The organism is Nocardia sp. 149-1B (assembly GCF_057747975.1).
Map to the genome: position 1 here is coordinate 4574177 of NZ_CM173233.1, position 18061 is coordinate 4592237.

Sequence of the window (18061 nt, forward strand, 5' to 3'; positions counted from 1 at the left end):
ACTGCTGGCTCGACTGGTGCTACCAGCCGTCGAGTCTACCGAGCGGCGACGTCGCCGCCCTCGAGCATCTCATCGGCGAGCGCGATCTGCTCCTCCTCGACGACGAACTCCGCGTCCAGCCGATCGTGGGCGACCACCGAGAGCAGCGCGTTGAGCGCGGCACCCGCGAGGTTGCCCCACGAGGCGACGTAGGAGAACTGCCACCACCACAGCGCCTCCTCGACGTTGCCGAGCCGGTAGTGGCGCAGGCCGTTCTCGAGGTCGGTCGCGATGCTGGTCAGGTCGTCGGAGAGCTGGCTCTCCACCACGTCGGGGACGTAGGGGTCGAACACGAAGCTGTAGGTGTCGACGCTGTCGAGCATCGAGGCCAGCCGCAGGCGCATCTCGTCGAGGTCGGGCTCGGGGCCGACGTCGGGTTGGTACTCCCCCGCGGGGTTGAAGTCGCGCTGCGCGCCCAGCCGGGCTCCGGCGAGCAGCACCTGACTGATCTCCAGGAGCAGCAGCGAGATCGCCCGCCCGCCGTCGGCCTCACGAGCGATGGCCTGCAGCGCGATCAGGAAGCTCTCGACCTGGTCGGCGATCTGCTGCGCGAACTCCTCGGTGTGCGGGTCGAGCGTGGTCTCAGTCATCTGCTGATCGCCTTCCTGCGAATGCGCGGCCCAGGGTCACCTCGTCGGCGTACTCCAAGTCACCGCCTACGGGCAGTCCACTCGCCAAGCGCGTCACGCGCAACTCCATCGGCTTGAGCATGCGGGTGAGGTACGTCGCCGTCGCCTCGCCCTCGAGGTTGGGATCGGTCGCGAGGATGACCTCGGTGATGGTGCCGTCGGCGAGCCGGACCATCAGCTCGCGGATGCGCAGCTGCTCGGGACCGATGCCGTCGATCGGCGAGATCGCCCCGCCCAGCACGTGGTAGCGGCCACGGAACTCACGGGTCCGCTCGATCGCGACAACGTCCTTGTACTCCTCCACGACGCAGAGCACCGACGGGTCGCGCCGCGGGTCGCGGCAGATGCGGCACTGGTCGTCCTGGGAGACGTTGAAGCAGATGCTGCAGAACTTCACCTTGGCCTTGACCTCGATGAGCACGTCGGCGAGGCGGCGTACGTCGGTCGGGTCGGCCTGCAAGAGGTGGAACGCGATCCGCTGCGCGCCCTTGGGACCGACGCCGGGCAACCGCCCGAGCTCGTCGATCAGGTCTTGGACGACACCCTCGTACAACTAGAAGCCCAGCTGCCCGGGCATGCCCGGCAGCCCCTCGGCGCCGCCCGCGAGGGGGCCGAGGGCCTCTCCGGCGAGCGCGTCGGCCTGGGCCTTGGCGTCGCGGTAGGCGGCGACGATCATGTCGCCGAGGTCGGAGAGATCATCGGGATCGGTGCCGTCGAAGCCACCGGCCTTGATCTCGACACCGACCAGCTCGCCGACGCCGTTGACCTTCACGGTCACCGCGCCGCCGGCCACGGTGCCGTCGACGACCGTCTCGGCGAGACGCTCCTGGGCGCTCTGCAGCTGCTCCTGCATCTGCTGGGCCTGCTGGAGCAGCGCGTTCATGTCGAACCCACCACCACCGAGTGCCTCGAAGGGGTTCTGGCTCATGGGGTCACCTCTGGTCGTCGGTCGGGCTGGCTGGGTCGAGCGGTCACTGGTGCCGGATCTCCTCGATCATCTGCGCCCCGAGCTCGCGCTTCAGCAGCTCGGCGGTCGTCATGCCCTGCTGGTCGGCATCGAGGTCGTCGGGGTCGGCGTCGGCATCCGCCGCGGCCCAGTCCGGGCCATCGGCTCGAGCCTCGTCGGCGGAGCGGGTCTGCTGGATCGCCTCACGCGCAGCCGCGATCGACTCGGGATCGCTGCCGCGGCGCGGGTCCGGTTCTGGCTCCGGAGCCGGGGCAGGCTCGGGGGCCGGGGCCTGGACGGCGGGGCTGGTGACGACGGGGGCGTCGGCACGGGCGCCGGGGTCGATGATCGTCTCGATCCGCCAGTCGGTGCCGACGACGTCGATCGCCGCCTGGCGGAGCACGTCGTCACAGCCTCCGTTGACGAAGGAGTCGCGCGCGCCGGCGTTGGTGAACCCGAGCGTCAGCGTCTTGCCGTCGACGGCCACCACCTGGCAGTTCTGGGTCAGGTGCATCCAGGCCACCCGGCGGCGCAGCTTGGTCGCGTCGACGATGTCGGGCCACAGCCGGCGTACGTCGACCAGGCTCAACCCGCCCGCTGGCGCGGCGGCCGCTGGCGCAGGCGCCGGATCGGGCTCGACCACGGGCGGTGCGGAGACCGTCACCGGCTCGGGCGCCGGCTCGGGCGTCGGCTCGGGCTCGACAACAGGCGGTGCGGGGACCGCCATCGGCTCGGGCGCAGGTGTCGGTGTCGGTGTCGGTGTCGGTGTCGGGGCGACCGCCGCCGGTTGCTCGATGGGGGCCGGTGGGGGGGCGGACTCCGGCTCGGGTCGGTGCGCGGCCGGCTCGGGTGCCGCGGGCCGCGCCGGCACCGGCGCGGGGCGGTCCTGGGCGGGCGGCGCGGCGGGCGCGGGGGCGGCCGGAGTCGGCGTACCGGTGATCGTGAGCCGCTTCTCGAGGCGGTCGAGGCGCGCCATCACCCCGCCCGTCGCGTGGTCGGCGCCCGGGAGCAGGATCCGGGCGCACAGCAGCTCGAGCAGCAGCCGGGGCGCGGTCGCCCCGCGCATCTCGGTCAGGCCGGTGGCGGCGATGTCGGCGGCGCGGCTGAGCTCGGCGGCGCCGAAGCGGGCAGCCTGGGCGACGAGCCGCTCGCCCTGGTCCTCGGAGACATCGATCAGCCCGGTCGCCGGAGCGTCGGGGACGGCCGCGACGATCACCAGGTCACGCAGCCGGCGCAGGAGGTCCTCGGTGAAGCGGCGCGGGTCCTGACCGGTCTCGACGACCTTGTCGACCACCGCGAACACCGCAGCGCCGTCGCCGGCCGCGAACGCGTCGACGACCTCGTCGAGCAGCGTGTCCGGGGTGTAGCCGAGCAGCCCCGCCGCGAGCTCGTGGGTGACGCCCGCGGGTCCCGCGCCGCCGAGCAGCTGGTCGAGGACCGAGAGCGTGTCACGAGCCGAGCCGCCACCGGCACGCACCACCAGCGGCAGCGCCGCCGTGTCGATGGCGACGCCCTCCTTGGTGCACAGTTCGGAGAGGTACGACGAGAGCAGCCTCGGCGGGATCAGTCGGAAGGGGTAGTGGTGGGTGCGCGACCTGATCGTCGGCAGCACCTTGTCGGGCTCGGTGGTCGCGAAGATGAACCGCAGGTGGGGCGGTGGCTCCTCGACGAGCTTCAGCAGGGCGTTGAAGCCCTGCGTGGTCACCATGTGGGCCTCGTCGATGATGTAGACCTTGTACTTGCTGCGCACCGGCGCGAAGAACGCCTTCTCGCGCAGGTCGCGCGCGTCGTCGACGCCCCCGTGGGAGGCCGCGTCGATCTCGATCACGTCGATCGACCCCGGCCCGCCCCGGGCCAGGTCGCGGCAGCTGTCGCACTCACCGCACGGGTCGGCGACCGGCGCCTGCTCGCAGTTGAGCGCGCGGGCGAGGATCCGCGCCGATGTGGTCTTGCCACAACCTCGCGGGCCGGAGAACAGGTAGGCGTGGTTGACCCGGTTGTTGGCCAACGCCACCCGCAGCGGCTCCGTCACGTGGTCCTGCCCGATGACCTCGGCAAAGGTCTCGGGCCGGTAGCGGCGGTACAGCGCCAGGGGTGACTCCACGCCTGAACCCTAACCACCGGCCCCGACACCCGGTAGCGGTGCCGGGTCGCGGCCGCCCGTTCCGCTGTAACGCGGGGTTGTGGGATCTACTCACCCCCTCCCAAAGGGGTCACCCAGATCCGCTAACCCCGCGTCACAGCGACGACCGCCGCAAATGCAGAGGCCCCCCGCGCACCCGACAGAGCTCACTTGCCCTTGCTGCCTTCCGGCCCTGGGGGATTGGGTGAGGTGCCGCCACACGGGGGGTTGCCTCGAGTCTAGGTGAGCCCGCGCGAGCGCACCAAGACGGGCCCCGGTCCTCGACGACCGACCCCGCGGCGGATTCGTGCCGAGGACGCCGGACCGGTACTCTCCTCGGCGGAGGATTCGCCTAGTGGCCTATGGCGCTCGCTTGGAAAGCGGGTTGGGTTAACAGCCCTCAGGGGTTCGAATCCCCTATCCTCCGCCACCCGAACGGCGTCGCACCCCAGGTGCGGCGCCGTTCGCCGTACCGGGAGCGGGTTGGGTCACCAGCACTCCCCACCCCAGGGGGTCCGAATCCCCTATCCCCCGCCACCCGAACGGCGTCGCACCCCAGGTGCGGCGCCGTTCGCCGTACCGAGAGCGGGTTGTGCAGTCGTACTCGCTTGACCGGCGACACCGACCGTCGTCTCGCCCTACTGTGGCCTCCAGTCCGTCGCGGGGCGGGCGAGCCATGAGGGAGGCGCCCCACATGTCGAACCACTTCACCGGCCTCAGCCTGGGACCGCCCCTGGAGGACCAGCGCCTCGACCTCTGCGACCTCTATGCGTTCCAGTCGCCTGTCGACTCCGCTCGAACCGTCCTGATCCTGAATGCGAACCCGAACGCCGACGCCCTGCACCCGGACGCCGTCTACCGCCTGGCCATCGACAACGACGGCGACTACCTGGACGACATCGCGATCAGCTTCGTCTTCGCTCCGCCGACCGAGGCCGGCCAGACGTTCGACGTCTTCGTCGCGCGGGGGCAGGACGCGCGCTCGCCCGAGCCGCTCGGTGACAGGGTCGTCGCCGACGGCGTGGTCTCCTTCGGCCCTCAGGCCCAGGTGATCACCTCTGGCGACTACGCGTTCTTCGCCGGCAGTCGCAGCGACGCGTTCTTCTTCGACTTCGACGGGATCAAGAACCTCTTCGACATCCGGGGGAACCGCAACTTCACCGCGCCCCATTTCGGGGGAGACTCCCCGTGGACGGGGGTCGACTCCAACGCGACCGCCAACGTGTTCTCCATGGCCCTGGAGCTGCCGACCGCGGACCTGGGCGCCGACCCGGACCTCCACATCTGGGGCCGCTGCAGTCTCCGGCGCGACGGCCGGCTTCTCCACGTCGACCGGGCCGGGCACCCGTCGGTGAGCAGCTTCTTCAACACCGACGAGACCAAGGAGGAGTACAACGCGAGCGAGCCGGCCCACGACCGCGAGCGATGGACGGATCTCTTCGTCCACCTGTTGGGGCACACCGGCGGCTACACCCGCGAGGAGGCGATCGCAGCGATGGACGCCGAGGGCCTGCTCCCCGACGTATTGACCTTCGACCCCTCCAAGCCGGCGACGTACCCGAACGGCCGGGTCTTCACCGACGACGTGATCAACCACCGCTTGTTGTTCCTCTCCCGGGGTGACGTCCCGCCGCCCGGGCTGCCGCCGCACGAGGACACACTCGGGGTGTTCCCGTACCTCGGGAACCCACACCCGACGCCGGCTCAGTACAGCTGACCCGGGTGCCGTCGGCGGAGCGGCCCGTGGGTCCCGCCCTGTCGATCTCGATCGGCTGCCCTCGCTAGGGTCGACGCGCCTTCTCGCAACGACGGCACTCGGCTTCCCGTGGTGGCTCCAGGTCACCCACCTGGTCAACTTCTTGTTCCTCGGCCTGCTGGTCCGCTCGGGCTGGGAGATCCTGGCTTCGCACCCACGGCTGTACTGGCGCAACGACTGCGGCCATCGCCAAGTGGTCCGGTGTGCCGCTGCGCGAGGTGCTGGCCCGGGTCGAGCCGCTCGACGACGCCCACTACGTGATGATCGAGTCGTTCGGCACCGCCCAGCACATGCACGACGGCCGTCCGGTCGAGCCGTACTACACCGTGCTCACCCGGGCCATGGCGATGGAGGACGAGACGATCCTGGCCTGGGGCATGAACGGTGAGTCGCTGCCGGAGATGTACGGCGCCCCGCTGCGGCTGCGCACCGAGTCGATGCACGGCTACAAGATGGTCAAGTGGATCCGCTCGGTGTCGTGGATCCACGACTACCGCGAGGCCGGCGACGGCATGGGCGGCACCCGCGAGGACTCCGGCTACCAGGACATGGACGCCCGGATCTGACGGCCGGGTCGAGGACCCGCGCTCAGCGGACCCATCCGAGCCCTCGATCACCCGCAGGTCGATCCGCACAACGCGAGCTCGCGCGACAGCACGACGCCCTTTCCGAAGAGCCTCAACCACGCGGCCGGCACCAGCGGCGGACGCACGTCGGCGTAGCCGAGCTGCGCGGCGGTGTCGTCGCCGTCGAGCGTGCTCGCGCGGCCGGTGCCGTCGACGAGCACCAGACGGCGATCGTGGCCGACGCCGGCTCGGGGCGCGAGCACGAGCGCGCCGCGACCCGGGTCGACGACGACGTCGGAACGGCCGGGACGGACGTCGGCGGCGGCGTACCCATCGCCCGGGGTCTGGGCCAGCTGGACGACCGCCGGCGCGCCGGGGGTGGCGACCAGCACCGCACACGGGTCGCCGGCGGCGGGCTCCGGCAGCTGGGTGGGCCAGTGGGTGCCCTCCACCGGCAGGCTGGTCTTGGCGAGGTCCGCGAGCCGGTCGACGTGGAAGACCGGCGGCGTACCTCCGCCGGGGACGGCCGTGTGCGTGTAGACCGCCAGGGCGAACGGGTCGAGGTCGGCAGGGCCGTCGAGCGTCATCAGCACCGCGGCCCCGGAAGGGTCTTGGACCACGTCGCCCACCCGGACCGGGCCGGGTACCGCGGCGGCGTCCCACGACGCGGGCCGGCTGCCGGCACCGCTGAGACCGAAGCTCTGCCAGTCGAGGGCGGCGCCGGCGGGGAACAGGTCGAGCCACGCCCGGGGGACGGCTGGCGCGAGCACGCGCGCGGGCAGGTGCAGGTCTCCGAGCAGGTTGTCGACCGCGTCCCCGGCGGGGAGCCGGAAGGCGTGGGCAGCCGGAGGGGCATCGCCGAGCTGTTCCGAGGCGATGACGTAGAACGCCCCGCCGACGGCGACGACCAGACCCGTGCCCGGATCGGTGCGGACGTCGGAGTCCGCGCCAACACGGGTCCGCATCCCGTGTCCTCCGGCGGTGCACGAGGTCCACCCGGTCTCGACCAGGCGCTCGGGCGCCGGGAGCCCGGCCGGAGCACCGGCGATGCCGACCACCCCGCCGGCCGCCTGACGGTCGATGTCGTCCTGGGAGACCAGCTCCGGGTCGACGTCGGACCCCAGGATCAGCCGAGCGGAGGTGATGTCGGTGACCGGGTGGAGCTCGGCCTTCCCTCGGCTGTCAGGCACCGAGCCCTCCCGGTCCGGGAGCACGACGTAGGCCTGCCCCGTCTGCTTCGAGACGATCAGGCCGTGCGCCCAGTCAACCGGCTCGTCCGCAGAGAGCAGGTCGGCGGCGGCCGCACCAGCGACGAGCAGCAGCGCGAGCACCAGGCCTCCGACGACAACGCGGACCGGACGGGCCGGCTCGGCCTCGCGCCCACCAGGCGCTCCGGAGACGAAGGCGGTCACGAGCCGGCGCCGGTTGAACGACGACGCCTCGAGCAGCTCCTTCTTGGTGGTCAACGCGGCATCCTCAGGACCGGATCACAGAGAACCAGCCGGCCGCGACCACGAGCAGAGGTGGGAGGGTGAGGACTGCTGCGGACTCCACCAGGTCACCGAGCCGGCTGCGGCGCACGGACGCCCCCGCCGAACCCACGCTCAGCGCCAGCACCACCGCCCCGCCGGCTGCGAGGACCGGCGCGACGACCGGCCGCCAGCCAGGATGCAGCCAGAGCGCCCCGAGACCCACCGTGACGACCCCGGTGACCCCGGAAGCCAGGCCCACGAGCACCTGGGGTGTGGTGCGGTACCGGCGGGCTCGCAGCATCACCACCAGGCAGCACAGCGCCGCGAGGACCGCCCCGGCAACACCGAGCGACACGGCGATCGGCGCGGCCACGACGACCAGCAGCCCCACGGTGGAGGTCAGCGCCACGAGGATCTCGTGAGCCGTCCGGGCGTCCTCGCTGAGTCGGGCGGCGTCGACGAGGCGCGGCGACGCGGCGTGCTCGGTGACCTCGGGGACCTCGGGGACCGGGTCGGCCGACACCCCGGCCGCGGCGAGAGCCAGCCAGGGTACGGCGGCGCCGCCGACGACGACCGCCACGAGCGCGACCGTCGTGACCACGGCGAGGTCCATCCCGGCGATCCGCACGGCCATGCCGCCGGCGAGGAAGACCGCGCCGACGACGACCGGGGGGACCATCAGCGTCCGGTCCCGGCCCAGACCCGTGAGGCAACCGGTGCCGGCGAGCAACGCGGCACCGCCGGCCGCGGCGACCGGCTGGCCCGGGGCGTGGTGCGCGCCGCCGGCCAGCTGCCAGCCCGCGACCGCGGCGTACGCCGTCGCCGCCCACGCCACGGAGAGCGCCGGCACGGCCTGGCGCCTCGTCCGCGAGAGCGCGACGGCGCCGGTCGTCAGGACGGCGGCGACCACACCAGCGGCCGCTCCCGCCGTTGCGGACCCGCGCTGCGTCAGCAACCCGACGGCCCCGATGGCCAGCAACAGCCCGGCGGCGCCCTGGGCGAGGCGCCGACCGGTGGTGGGGTCCCACGGCGGCAGCTCGCGCTCGACCGCGTCGGTCATCGCCTCGACGACGTCGTCGTAGACCCGGACCGGGGCGTCGTCGGTCGCGACGGCGACCGTCAGCAACGCTCCGTCCTCGACGCCTTGGACGCTCAACCCCGCCTCGCCGACGAGCCGCCGGCCGTCGGCGGTCACCAACCGGAAGGTGTCGTGGACGGTGGCCGGGTCGAGGAGCCCGACGCTGCGGGCGAGCTCGGGCAGGAGCTCCGCGACCGGAACAGCCCCCGGCAGCGCGAGGTCGACACGCCGCGACGCCGACGCGACCGTCACCCGCACCAGCCACGACGTGCCCGATGCCGTTCCCGACGCCGTGCCCGAGGCCATCTCCGGCACCGTCTCCGGCGCTGCGTGCGGCATCGTCGCCACCCCCGGCCCCGAGACCCGGCCGCTCAGAGACCGAACGACGCCGCACCGCGGCGGTCGGCGGCCCGGTAGTCGGCGTTGGACTGCATGACCGTGCCGCTGGTCTGGTGCAGGAGCCCCTTCATCTCCTGCATGGCGCGGTCCCAGGTCGCCTTGGCCGTGGCGTAGGCCTGCTGGGCCTCACCGGTCCAGTCGCTGCGCAACGGCGCGAGCTCGGACTCGAGCCGGTCGAGGCGGTCGTCGATCCGCTTGACCGCCTGGCCGAGGTCGTCGGCGACGGCGTCGAGGCCGGCGTGGTTGACGCGAAGTCCGTCGAGGGTCATCTCATTCACTCCTGGTGTCTCGTGGCGCCGCGTCAGCCGAGCCGTCCGGCGACGCGCTGGAAGGTCGACGACTGGGTCTCGTCGGTGTTGGTGTTGTCCCGCTCGGTCGAGGTCAAGGAGGCCTCGAACCCGTTGAGGGCGTTGGTGATCGCGTGCTGCTTCTCGGTCCAGGCCTGGTGCAGCGCGAAGAACGCCGAGCCACCGGCCCCGACCCACGCGCCTTGCTGGGCGAGGATCTGTTGCTCCAGGCTCCTGCTCAGCGCGTCGAAGTCCGCCCTGGCGTCGGCCACGAGGCCGGCGGCCCGGCTCAGCGTCCCCTGGCCCTGTCCCATCTCCGGTGCGTACGACATGTCGTCAGCTCCTTCCCCCGTGACAGCCACGGCCGCGCGGGGCTCGTCCTGTGTCGCGTCCGCTCGGCCGTCCCGAGCCGGACACCGGTCGATTGCCCTCGCGAAATGCGCGCGAAACCGGCGCCCCGCCGGCCTGTGGAAAGCCCGCAGGCGTGCTGTCCACAGGCCCGATCGAGGGGAGCGTCGAGCGCTTCCGCCCGGGGTAGGTCTTCCCCGAGAAGCCCGACCATCGGGCCACCGAGGAGCAGATCGGACCACCGTGAGCACGACGCAGCGCAGCGCCATCCGCGCCGAGCCGGAGCTGCCGGCCGGCCGGCTCGCGCTGAAGGCACCACCCCGCCTCGAGCCCCGCGATGGGGCGAGCGGGGTGCTGATGAACATCATCCCGATGCTCGGCAGCCTCGGCTCGGTCGCACTCGTCGCGACCATGGGTCGCGCCGCGGGTGGCCGAGGCTTCGTCGCCGCCGGGATGTTCCTGCTCACGACCCTCGGCTTCGTCATCGTCCAGGTCGACCGCCAGCGCCGCCAGCACGCCCACGAGGTCGGTGGCTCACGGACGGCGTACCTTCGCTACCTCGCCGGCGTCCGCACGTCGGTCCGGGCCGCCGCCGAGCAGCAGCGCCACGCGCTGACCTGGCGTCACCCCGCCCCCGCCGCACTGCCGGCCCTGGCCCGAGAGCGGTCCCGCGTCTGGGAGCGAGTCCCGTCCGACGACACCTTCCTCCAGGTCCGGTACGGCGTGGGCCTCCGGCCTCTCGCCCTGGAGCTGGTGCCGGCCGAGGACGACGCGGCCGGCCAGGGTGAACCCGACCCGGTCTCGGCGTCGGCACTCGATCGTCTGCTCGCGGCCCACCGGCTCCAGCCCAGCCTCCCGGCCGCGGCCGACCTGCGGACGCTGGACCGCATCGAGGTCCGCGGACCCGAGGAGCCGGCCCGCGCCCTCTCCCGGGCACTGGTCTGCTCGGCCGCGACGTTCCACTCCCCGGGCCAGCTGGCGGTCGCGGTGCTGGCTTCGAGGCAGCACCTCGCGCACTGGGACTGGGTCAAGTGGCTTCCCCACGCCCGGAGCTGTCGTCGGTCCGACGCGGCCGGGCCGATGCGGATGGCGGCCACCTCGCTCCCGGACCTGGTCGCGCTGCTGCCCGCAGAACTCGGCGAGCGTCCGCTGCCGCACCTGCTGCTCGTCAACGACGGGGGCGACCTGCCACCGGACCTCCCCATCGCACCCGCCGGCCTCGGCGGCGTGACCGTCGTCGACCTCGGCGGTCCGGGGGCGTCGCTCCACGAGCCCGGAGGCACCTGTCTGCGCCTGCACCTCGCCGAGCGGCCAGGGGGCGGACTCCAGCACGACCTGCTGGTGCCGGGGGAACGCGCCGACCAGTGCGACATCGCCACCGCCGAGGCACTCGCCCGCCGCCTGGCCCCGCTGGGCGCGGCCGGCACCGACGGCCCCCGCCCCCTCACCGGCGAGGCTGCCGGTCCGCCGGACCTCCTGGGGCTGCTCGGGCTCGGGGACGTCCACACCCTCGACCCCATGACCGCGTGGCGACCACGTCCGGCACGTGAGCGCCTGCGGGTCCCGATCGGCCTGGACGAGGCCGGCGGAGTGGTGCACCTGGACCTCAAGGAGTCGGCGCAGCAGGGCATGGGGCCGCACGGTCTGGTGATCGGCGCGACCGGCTCGGGCAAGTCGGAGCTGCTGCGGACCCTGGTCCTCGGCCTCGCACTCACGCACTCCCCCGAGGAGCTGAACATGGTGCTGGTCGACTTCAAGGGCGGCGCGACCTTCGCCGGCATGTCACCGCTGCCGCACGTGGCCGCGGTCATCACCAACCTGGCCCAGGAGCTCGCACTGGTGGACCGCATGAAGGACGCGCTCTCGGGCGAGATGGTCCGCCGCCAGGAGCTGCTGCGCGCGGCCGGCAACCTGGCCTCGATCTGCGACTACGAGACCGCTCGGGCCTCCGGCGCCGACCTGGCCCCGATGCCGTCGCTGTTCATCGTCGTGGACGAGTTCTCAGAGATGCTCGCGGCCAAGCCCGAGTTCCTCGACCTCTTCGTGGCGATCGGGCGGCTCGGCCGCTCCCTCGGGCTGCACCTGCTGCTCGCCTCGCAGCGACTCGAGGAGGGCCGGCTGCGCGGGCTGGAGTCGCACCTGTCCTACCGCGTCGGACTGCGCACGTTCAGCGCCGCGGAGTCGCGCACCGTCCTCGGCGCCCCCGACGCCTACGAGCTGCCGGCCGACCCCGGGCTCGGCTACCTCAAGCCGGATCCGTCCACGATGGTGCGGTTCAAGAGCGCCTACGTCTCCGGCCCGCAGGCGGGGCCGCGCCGAGCCCGCCGCGAGGCGGGCGACCGGGCCGAGGGGATCTGGCCGTTCACGCTCACCGAGGTCCCCCCGCTGGACGTCACGGGCCGCGAGCCCGACCGCGAACCGTCCGCCGCTCCAGCCCACGCGCAGCGGTCGCTGCTCGAGGCCGCCGTACGCCGCATCGCCGGCCACGGCCCGGCCGCCCACCAGGTGTGGCTGCCGCCGCTCGATGTCCCGGACCCGCTCGACGCGCTGCTCGGCGACCTCACCGTGGACCCCGAGCTCGGTCTGCACTCGCCCTCCTGGCGCGGCCGCGGCGGGCTGACCGTGCCAGTCGGCGTCGTGGACCGACCGCACGAGCAGCGGCGCGACACCCTCACCGTCAGCCTCGGCGGCTCCGGTGGTCACGCGGCCGTCGTCGGCGGTCCGCGCAGCGGCAAGAGCACGCTGCTCCGCACGATGGTCACGAGCCTGGCGCTGACCACGACACCCCTGGAGACGCAGGTCTTCGTGCTCGACTTCGGCGGCGGCACGTTCGCTCCGTTCGCGGGGCTGCCGCACGTCTCCGGTGTCGCCACCCGGTCCGAGCCCGACGTGGTCCGGCGCATCGTCGCGGAGGTGCGCGGCGTGGTCGACCGGCGCGAGACCTACTTCCGCGGCCATGGCGTCGACACCGTCGAGACCTACCGCGCCCGGCGCGCGGCCGGCCGGGTCGACGACGGCTACGGCGACCTCTTCCTCGTGGTCGACGGCTGGAGCACGCTCCGGGCCGACTTCGGGGACCTCGAGATCGAGCTGCAGGAGCTGGCCGGGCGCGGCCTCACCTTCGGCCTCCACCTGCTGGTCGGCGCGACGCGGTGGGCGGACTTCCGGGCCGCCACCCGCGACGTGTTCGGGACCCGCCTGGAACTGCGGCTGGGCGACCCGGTGGACTCCGAGGTCGACCGCAGGGCCGCGGCGCTCGTCCCGGCGGGACGCCCCGGGCGGGGCCTGGCCACCAGCACCCTCCACTTCCTCGCCGCCCTGCCCCGCGTCGACGGGTCCGCCGACGCGACCACCCTCGGCGACGGCGTCGAGCACCTGGTGGCCCGCGTCGCCGCGGCCTGGTCCGGGCCGGCCGGCCCCAAGCTCCGCCTGCTGCCCGAGCTGATCGATCTCGACGACGTACGTGCCCTCGCGGACCCGCGGGCGGACGACCCGCGGCTGCTGCTCGGGGTGAACGAGCAGGACCTGGCCCCGGTCGCCCTCGACGTCGCCGCCGACCCGCACCTGCTGGTCTTCGGCGACGGCCGCTCAGGCAAGAGCGCGATCCTGCGCGCCTACGCCCATGAGGTGATGCGCACCCGGTCGCCGCGGGAGGCCCAGCTGGTCGTCGTCGACTACCGGCGCTCGCTGCTCGGCGAGGTCCCCGAGGACCACCTGCTCCACTACCTCACCTCCCCCGTGCAGGCGCAGCCCGCGCTCCGGGAGCTGGCGACGCACCTGGAGGCGCGCCTGCCCGGCGCCGGCGTCACCGCCGAGCAGCTGCGCCACCGGTCCTGGTGGACCGGCGCCGAGGTCTTCGTGCTCGTCGACGACTACGACCTGGTCGCCACCCAGCAGGGCTCGCCGGTCCACGCGCTGCACGCGCTGCTCCCCCAGGCCCGCGACGTCGGCCTGCACCTGGTGGTGGCCCGCCGCTCCGGCGGCGCCTCCCGCGCGCTCTACGAGCCGGTCATCCAGTCGCTGCGCGACCTGGCCGTGCCGGGCCTGCTGCTCTCGGGCAGCCCCGAGGAGGGTCCGCTGCTCGGCAGCCACAAGCCGCAGCCCGCGCCGCCGGGTCGTGGCCGGCTCGTCACCCGCGACCGCGGGGCCGAGGTCGTCCAGACGGCGTGGCGCGAGCCGTGCGCGTGAGCCGTCAGACGTGGGTGTGCTCGCCGGGTCCCTTGACGTTGACCCCGGGCAGGTCGGCGAGGTTGTAGGTCATCTCGAACGTACGCCGGTAGCCCGTGTGGGCGACCCGCCAGCCCTCGGGGGTGCGGGCGTAGCGGTCCTCGTAGAACGCGGCGCCCTCGAGCATGAAGCTGAACTCCGGCACGATCACCTTGTCCTGGAGGTACCAGCGCCCGGTGGCCGTGTCGCCGTCCACGTCGATCTCGGGGTGGTGCGCCTGGTGGAGGGTGAGCCGCCCCTCGCCGAGGTTCTCCCGCATGTAGGCGACCAGCGAGGCGCGGTCGTCGAAGACGAGGCCGTTGTAGTCGCCCGTGGCCTCCGGCAGGAAGCACTCGGCGAACTCGTCCCAGCGCTTGGTGTCCAGGGTGCGCAGGTAGCGGTACTTGAGTCGCTGGATCTGCTCGATGTCGTCCACAAAACGAGAACGTATTCTAGTTTTCGACGCCACGTAAGGCCGGAGTTGACCTGGATGTAACACGCATTCAACCTCCCGGCGATCTACCTTTGGCACTCTAGAGGCCGAAGTCGCTCACACCGAAGCGACCCGAACGACCGACGGAGGACGAGATGGACCAGCACACCCCCGCACCGGACAGCGAGCTCGACCGGGTCCGGGAGCAGCGTGACCAGCTCCGCCTCCGGCACGCCCAGCGCCTCACGAGCCTGATGGAGGAGCGCGCCGACCTGCGCGGCGTGCACGCCCTGGCCGACTACTTCGACGACGCCGTGCGCTGGTCCGCCTGACCCGGAGCCGAGGGTGGCCGGGATCGAGACGGGCCTCGTTATAGTCACGACGTGATCTTCAAGCGCGTCGGCGACGGGAAGCCCTACCCCGACCACGGGCTCTCGTCTCGCGCGTGGGCGGCGGTTCCGCCCCGCCAGGTCCGCCTCGACCAGCTCGTGACGACCAAGGACACCCTCCAGCTGGCAGCGCTGCTCGACGAGGACTCCACGTTCTACGGCGACCTGTTCGCCCACGTGGTCGAGTGGCACGGCGAGCTCTACCTCGAGGACGGCCTTCACCGGGCGCTGCGCGCGGCCCTCCAGCAGCGCAACGTGCTGCACGCCAGGGTCCACACGCTGGAGGGCTGATGGTCGAGGGGGCGCGGTCGGCGATCACGATCTCGGTGCTCGGTCTGCTGCTCGTCCTCGGCGCCCTGTGGGGGTGGTCGGCGCTGACCGACCCGCTGCCGGCGAAGGTCGACACCCCGATCTGCGAGGAGCGCACCGTCCGGGCCGGCACGAAGGTCTACGCCCAGGACGTCACCGTCAGCGTCTTCAACGCCAGCACCCGCGAGGGCCTCGCCGGGCGCACCATGCAGCTGCTCACCGACGACGGGTTCGCCGAGGGCACCAAGGGCAACGTCAGCGCCCACGTGGGCGTCGTCGAGATCTGGACCCTCGACCCGCAGAGCCCGGCCGTGCAGCTGGTCGCCAGCCGCCTCGGCCCCGACGTGGAGATCCAGCGGCGCGAGGCCCCCGGCGTGGGTGTCGCCGTCGTGGTCGGCGACGACTTCAAGAAGCTCGTCCACGGCCGGCGTTCGGTGGTCGCGCAGGACGATGCGACGATCTGCAGCCCGCCGGTCGAGTGATCAGGCCCCGCCGCAGGTACCCACCGGTCAGTCGGCGGATCGACGGGCCGGCTTCTCGACCAGCCACTGGGCCAGGCGCCCGCGCTCACTGACCTGACGCAACCGCTCCTCGGTCTGCCAGCGCAGCTTGCGGGGCGTGACCACCAAGAGGTCGTCGCCGTGCCGCAGGACGGTACGGCGCTCCGGCACCAGCGTCTGACCCTCACGGATCACCATCGACACCGAGGCACCGCGCGGCAGTCGAAGCTCCCCCACCTCGACCCCGTGCATCCGCGAGCTGGGCGCGATGAACACCTGGAGCAGGTCCGCGGCGATCCGCTCCAGCGGCGCGGCCTCGACCTCCAGGCCCCGGGGCTCCGAGCGGCGGGTCACCTTGAGCAGCCGCGCCACCGCCGGCAGGGTCGGCCCGGTGAGCAGCGTGTAGATCACGACCATCACGAAGACCAGGTCGAAGAGCCGGGTGGCATCGTCGACGCCCTCGGCCAGCGGGATCGTCGTGAGCACGATCGGTACCGCGCCGCGCAGCCCCGCCCAGGACACGAACGACAGCTCACGCCACGGCATCGGCTGGACCACCGAGCTGACGAGCACGGACACCGGCCGGGCGACGAACGTGAGGACGAGCCCGGCGACGACGGCCAGTCCAACGGTCGACAGCGAGATCCGCCCGGGCGAGAGCAGCAGGCCCAGGGTGACGAAGAGCCCGATCTGCGACAGCCAGGCGAGCCCCTCGGCGAACGAGCGCGTCGCGGCCCGGTGCGGCAGCTCGGAGTTGCCGAGCACCAGCGCGGCGACGTACACCGCGGCGAACCCGGAGCCGTGCACGAACGTGCCGGCCCCGTAGGCCAGGAACGTCAGCGTCATCACCGCGAGCGGGTACAGACCGGACGACGGCAACGCGGCCCGGCGCATCACCCAGGCGCCGCCGTACCCCACCAACAGCCCCAGCCCGACGCCGATCGCGAGCTCGTAGACGATGATCCCGACCATGGCCGGTACGCCGTGCTCGCCGGCGGCTCCGCTCGAGATCAGCGTCACGAGCACGACGGTGGGGGCGTCGTTCAGCCCCGACTCCGCCTCGAGCGAGCCGGTGAGGCGCTTCGGCAGCGGCACCACACGCAGCACCGAGAAGACGGCGGCCGCGTCGGTCGGCGACGTCACGGCACCGAGGAGGACCGCGAGCTCCCACGGCATGCCCAGGAGGTAGTGGCCGGTCAGGGCGACGATCGTGACCGAGACCGCGACGCCCAGCGTGGCCAGCGAGACACCGAGCCGGATCGAGGGCCGCATCTCGCGCCAGCTGGTCGTCAGACCACCCTCGGCGAGGATCACCGCGAGCGCGGCGAACCCGACCGCGTGGGCGACCTCGTAGTCCTCGAACTGGATGCCGACGCCCGCCTCGCCGAGCGCGACGCCCATCAGCAGGTAGATCAGCAGGCTCGGCAGGCCGGCGCGCGTGGAGACCCGGACCGCCAGGATCGCGAGGAAGGTGACGACAGATCCAACCAGGATGAACGTGTCGAGCTCGTGCACGTCGAACGACACTGATCACCTCGGCGGTCGTCGGGGCGCGGGTGCGCAGTCTATCGGTGCGCCTGCCCGGCCCCGGTCGCCCGGTCAGCCGGTCGGGGTGTAGCCGGGACGACCGGAGGCGTCCCACTCCTCCCAGAACGACGTGAACTCCTCACCCAGGAACGGGTCGCCACCGGTCATCGCGATCCCGCCGCGGCGTACGGTCCAGTCCCAGGGCGAGAGCCGCTGCGCGAGCGCGAGCTGCTCGCGGGCGGCGTCGCCGCGGCCGGCACGCTGGTGGTGGGCGGCGATGCGCCGATGGGCCAGCGCCAGCTGCTCGGCGTCCGTGCGCTCCGGCGGCTCGATCGTCTCGGGGACCCGGCCCTCACGCACCCAGGCGCGCAGCAGGTCGTGGTGGCGGGCGCTCTCGATCCGGGTGAACTCCACGAACTGGTCGTCGCCCGGCGCGATCGTCGGCGGCTTCACGATCCGGTCGTGCTCGTCGACCCACACCACCGACGGCACGTTGGTGATGCCGTAGCGCTCCGCGGTGACGTGCGCGGTGTCCACGGCGACGGGGTACGTCGGCGACGCCTGCTCGATCCACGGGCGGGCGTCCTCGGGGTCGGCATCGAGGGCGACCGAGAACAGCCGGAGCCCGGCGTCGGCCAGCTCGTCCTGGAGCCGCTGCCACCCACCGAGCTCGTGGCGGCACCCGCACCACGAGGCCCAGGTGACCAGCACCCGCTTGTGCCCGGAGAGGTCGTCGAAGGAGACCTCCGAGCCGTCGACGTCACGCAGCACCAGCGAGGGCGCCCGGCCCTCGGCGAGCTCGCGGTGGTGGGACTCGGCCGAGGGCGCGAGCGCGACCACCTCGTCGGCACCGTCGCCGTCGCGGGCGGCCAGCAGCCCGAGCGCGTCGAGCACCGAGCGGCCCAGCAGGGGCACGCACGTCTCTCCCCGGCACAGGCCCTCGGGCTTGAGCGTCCACCCGAGCACCCGGGCCAGGTCCGCCTCGTCGGCGAGCCCACCCGGGAGATCGTGCTCCCCGCCGGCGGTGTCGATCAGGGTCACCACGACGGACAGGA

16 protein-coding genes, 1 tRNA gene, 1 other RNA gene and 1 pseudogene are annotated in these 18061 nt (G+C 72.9%); 7 read left to right on the top strand and 12 right to left on the bottom strand.

Translation table 11 applies throughout. The features are described from left to right. Positions 1-35 precede the first annotated feature (35 nt). The 5 genes from AC3ANS_RS21915 to ffs all read right to left on the bottom strand — a co-directional run bounded on the left by AC3ANS_RS21915 (position 36) and on the right by ffs (position 3966). Positions 36-629, bottom strand: coding sequence for a DUF5063 domain-containing protein (locus tag AC3ANS_RS21915; RefSeq protein ID WP_488293689.1), 594 nt, complete (start codon positions 627-629; stop codon positions 36-38). After that, a complete protein-coding gene (gene recR / locus AC3ANS_RS21920) occupies positions 622-1221 on the bottom strand; it encodes a recombination mediator RecR (RefSeq protein ID WP_488293690.1) in 600 nt (199 codons plus the stop codon). The genes AC3ANS_RS21915 and recR overlap by 8 nt, the downstream gene beginning before the upstream one ends. After that, positions 1222-1596, bottom strand: coding sequence for a YbaB/EbfC family nucleoid-associated protein (locus tag AC3ANS_RS21925; protein ID WP_488293691.1), 375 nt, complete (start codon positions 1594-1596; stop codon positions 1222-1224). A gap of 43 nt (positions 1597-1639) precedes the next feature. After that, positions 1640-3718, bottom strand: coding sequence for a DNA polymerase III subunit gamma and tau (locus tag AC3ANS_RS21930; protein WP_488293692.1), 2079 nt, complete (start codon positions 3716-3718; stop codon positions 1640-1642). Positions 3719-3876: 158 nt separating this feature from the next. Next, positions 3877-3966: signal recognition particle sRNA small type (gene ffs, locus AC3ANS_RS21935), an RNA gene on the bottom strand. Positions 3967-4077: 111 nt separating this feature from the next. On the opposite strand from ffs, the gene AC3ANS_RS21940 reads away from it, so the two are divergent. From AC3ANS_RS21940 to AC3ANS_RS21950, 3 genes and pseudogenes are all read left to right on the top strand, one after another. Beyond that, positions 4078-4166, top strand: a tRNA-Ser gene (locus AC3ANS_RS21940). 264 nt (positions 4167-4430) lie between these two features. Further along, complete coding sequence (locus tag AC3ANS_RS21945; protein ID WP_488293693.1) at positions 4431-5453, top strand: DUF4331 family protein; 1023 nt, start codon at positions 4431-4433, stop codon at positions 5451-5453. A gap of 155 nt (positions 5454-5608) precedes the next feature. After that, positions 5609-6058: pseudogene (locus AC3ANS_RS21950) on the top strand (molybdopterin-dependent oxidoreductase); the annotation flags it as partial. 47 nt (positions 6059-6105) lie between these two features. Here AC3ANS_RS21950 and AC3ANS_RS21955 read toward each other — a convergent pair. Genes AC3ANS_RS21955 through AC3ANS_RS21970 form a run of 4 tightly spaced genes read right to left on the bottom strand, consistent with a single transcriptional unit; the run spans position 6106 to position 9626 of the window. Beyond that, on the bottom strand, positions 6106-7524 hold the full coding sequence (locus tag AC3ANS_RS21955; RefSeq protein WP_488293694.1) for a type VII secretion protein EccB: 1419 nt from the start codon (positions 7522-7524) through the stop codon (positions 6106-6108). 10 nt (positions 7525-7534) lie between these two features. After that, the gene (gene eccD, locus AC3ANS_RS21960; RefSeq protein ID WP_488293695.1) at positions 7535-8947 is read right to left on the bottom strand and encodes a type VII secretion integral membrane protein EccD; all 1413 of its coding nucleotides are present in this window, start codon (positions 8945-8947) and stop codon (positions 7535-7537) included. Positions 8948-8979: 32 nt separating this feature from the next. Further along, entirely contained in the window at positions 8980-9276 is a 297-nt protein-coding gene (locus tag AC3ANS_RS21965; protein ID WP_488293696.1) for a WXG100 family type VII secretion target, read from the bottom strand. A gap of 32 nt (positions 9277-9308) precedes the next feature. Continuing rightward, positions 9309-9626, bottom strand: coding sequence for a WXG100 family type VII secretion target (locus AC3ANS_RS21970; protein WP_488293697.1), 318 nt, complete (start codon positions 9624-9626; stop codon positions 9309-9311). A 259-nt stretch (positions 9627-9885) separates the two neighbouring features. Between AC3ANS_RS21970 and eccCa the strand changes: the two genes are divergently transcribed. Then, complete coding sequence (gene eccCa / locus AC3ANS_RS21975; RefSeq protein WP_488293698.1) at positions 9886-13830, top strand: type VII secretion protein EccCa; 3945 nt, start codon at positions 9886-9888, stop codon at positions 13828-13830. 4 nt (positions 13831-13834) lie between these two features. On the opposite strand, the gene AC3ANS_RS21980 is transcribed toward eccCa, so the two are convergent. Beyond that, positions 13835-14284, bottom strand: a complete 450-nt coding sequence (locus tag AC3ANS_RS21980; RefSeq protein ID WP_488293699.1) for a nuclear transport factor 2 family protein — start codon at positions 14282-14284, stop codon at positions 13835-13837. 152 nt (positions 14285-14436) lie between these two features. On the opposite strand from AC3ANS_RS21980, the gene AC3ANS_RS21985 reads away from it, so the two are divergent. From AC3ANS_RS21985 to AC3ANS_RS21995, 3 genes are read left to right on the top strand one after another with little or no spacing between them, the layout of a single operon-like run. Next, complete coding sequence (locus tag AC3ANS_RS21985) at positions 14437-14613, top strand: hypothetical protein (RefSeq protein ID WP_488293700.1); 177 nt, start codon at positions 14437-14439, stop codon at positions 14611-14613. A 51-nt stretch (positions 14614-14664) separates the two neighbouring features. Continuing rightward, a complete protein-coding gene (locus AC3ANS_RS21990) occupies positions 14665-14961 on the top strand; it encodes a type II toxin-antitoxin system VapB family antitoxin (protein ID WP_488293701.1) in 297 nt (98 codons plus the stop codon). Continuing rightward, positions 14961-15461, top strand: coding sequence for a LytR C-terminal domain-containing protein (locus AC3ANS_RS21995; RefSeq protein WP_488293702.1), 501 nt, complete (start codon positions 14961-14963; stop codon positions 15459-15461). Before AC3ANS_RS21990 ends, AC3ANS_RS21995 begins: the two co-directional genes overlap by 1 nt. Positions 15462-15488: 27 nt before the next feature. Here AC3ANS_RS21995 and AC3ANS_RS22000 read toward each other — a convergent pair whose 3' ends face one another. Both AC3ANS_RS22000 and AC3ANS_RS22005 read right to left on the bottom strand, forming a co-directional pair. Then, the gene (locus tag AC3ANS_RS22000) at positions 15489-17006 is read right to left on the bottom strand and encodes a potassium/proton antiporter (protein WP_488293703.1); all 1518 of its coding nucleotides are present in this window, start codon (positions 17004-17006) and stop codon (positions 15489-15491) included. 72 nt (positions 17007-17078) lie between these two features. Beyond that, on the bottom strand, positions 17079-18050 hold the full coding sequence (locus AC3ANS_RS22005) for a redoxin domain-containing protein (protein WP_488293704.1): 972 nt from the start codon (positions 18048-18050) through the stop codon (positions 17079-17081). Positions 18051-18061 lie beyond the last annotated feature (11 nt).

What these genes read in the sequence shown, in the direction of transcription:
- AC3ANS_RS21970 (WP_488293697.1), bottom strand. Translation starts at nt 9,626, where the DNA reads ATGTCGTACGCACCGGAGATGGGACAGGGCCAGGGGACGCTGAGCCGG.
- AC3ANS_RS21925 (WP_488293691.1), bottom strand. Translation starts at nt 1,596, where the DNA reads ATGAGCCAGAACCCCTTCGAGGCACTCGGTGGTGGTGGGTTCGACATG.
- AC3ANS_RS21945 (WP_488293693.1), top strand. Translation starts at nt 4,431, where the DNA reads ATGTCGAACCACTTCACCGGCCTCAGCCTGGGACCGCCCCTGGAGGAC.
- eccD (WP_488293695.1), bottom strand. Translation starts at nt 8,947, where the DNA reads ATGCCGCACGCAGCGCCGGAGACGGTGCCGGAGATGGCCTCGGGCACG.
- AC3ANS_RS21915 (WP_488293689.1), bottom strand. Translation starts at nt 629, where the DNA reads ATGACTGAGACCACGCTCGACCCGCACACCGAGGAGTTCGCGCAGCAG.
- AC3ANS_RS21965 (WP_488293696.1), bottom strand. Translation starts at nt 9,276, where the DNA reads ATGACCCTCGACGGACTTCGCGTCAACCACGCCGGCCTCGACGCCGTC.
- AC3ANS_RS21985 (WP_488293700.1), top strand. Translation starts at nt 14,437, where the DNA reads ATGGACCAGCACACCCCCGCACCGGACAGCGAGCTCGACCGGGTCCGG.
- AC3ANS_RS21995 (WP_488293702.1), top strand. Translation starts at nt 14,961, where the DNA reads ATGGTCGAGGGGGCGCGGTCGGCGATCACGATCTCGGTGCTCGGTCTG.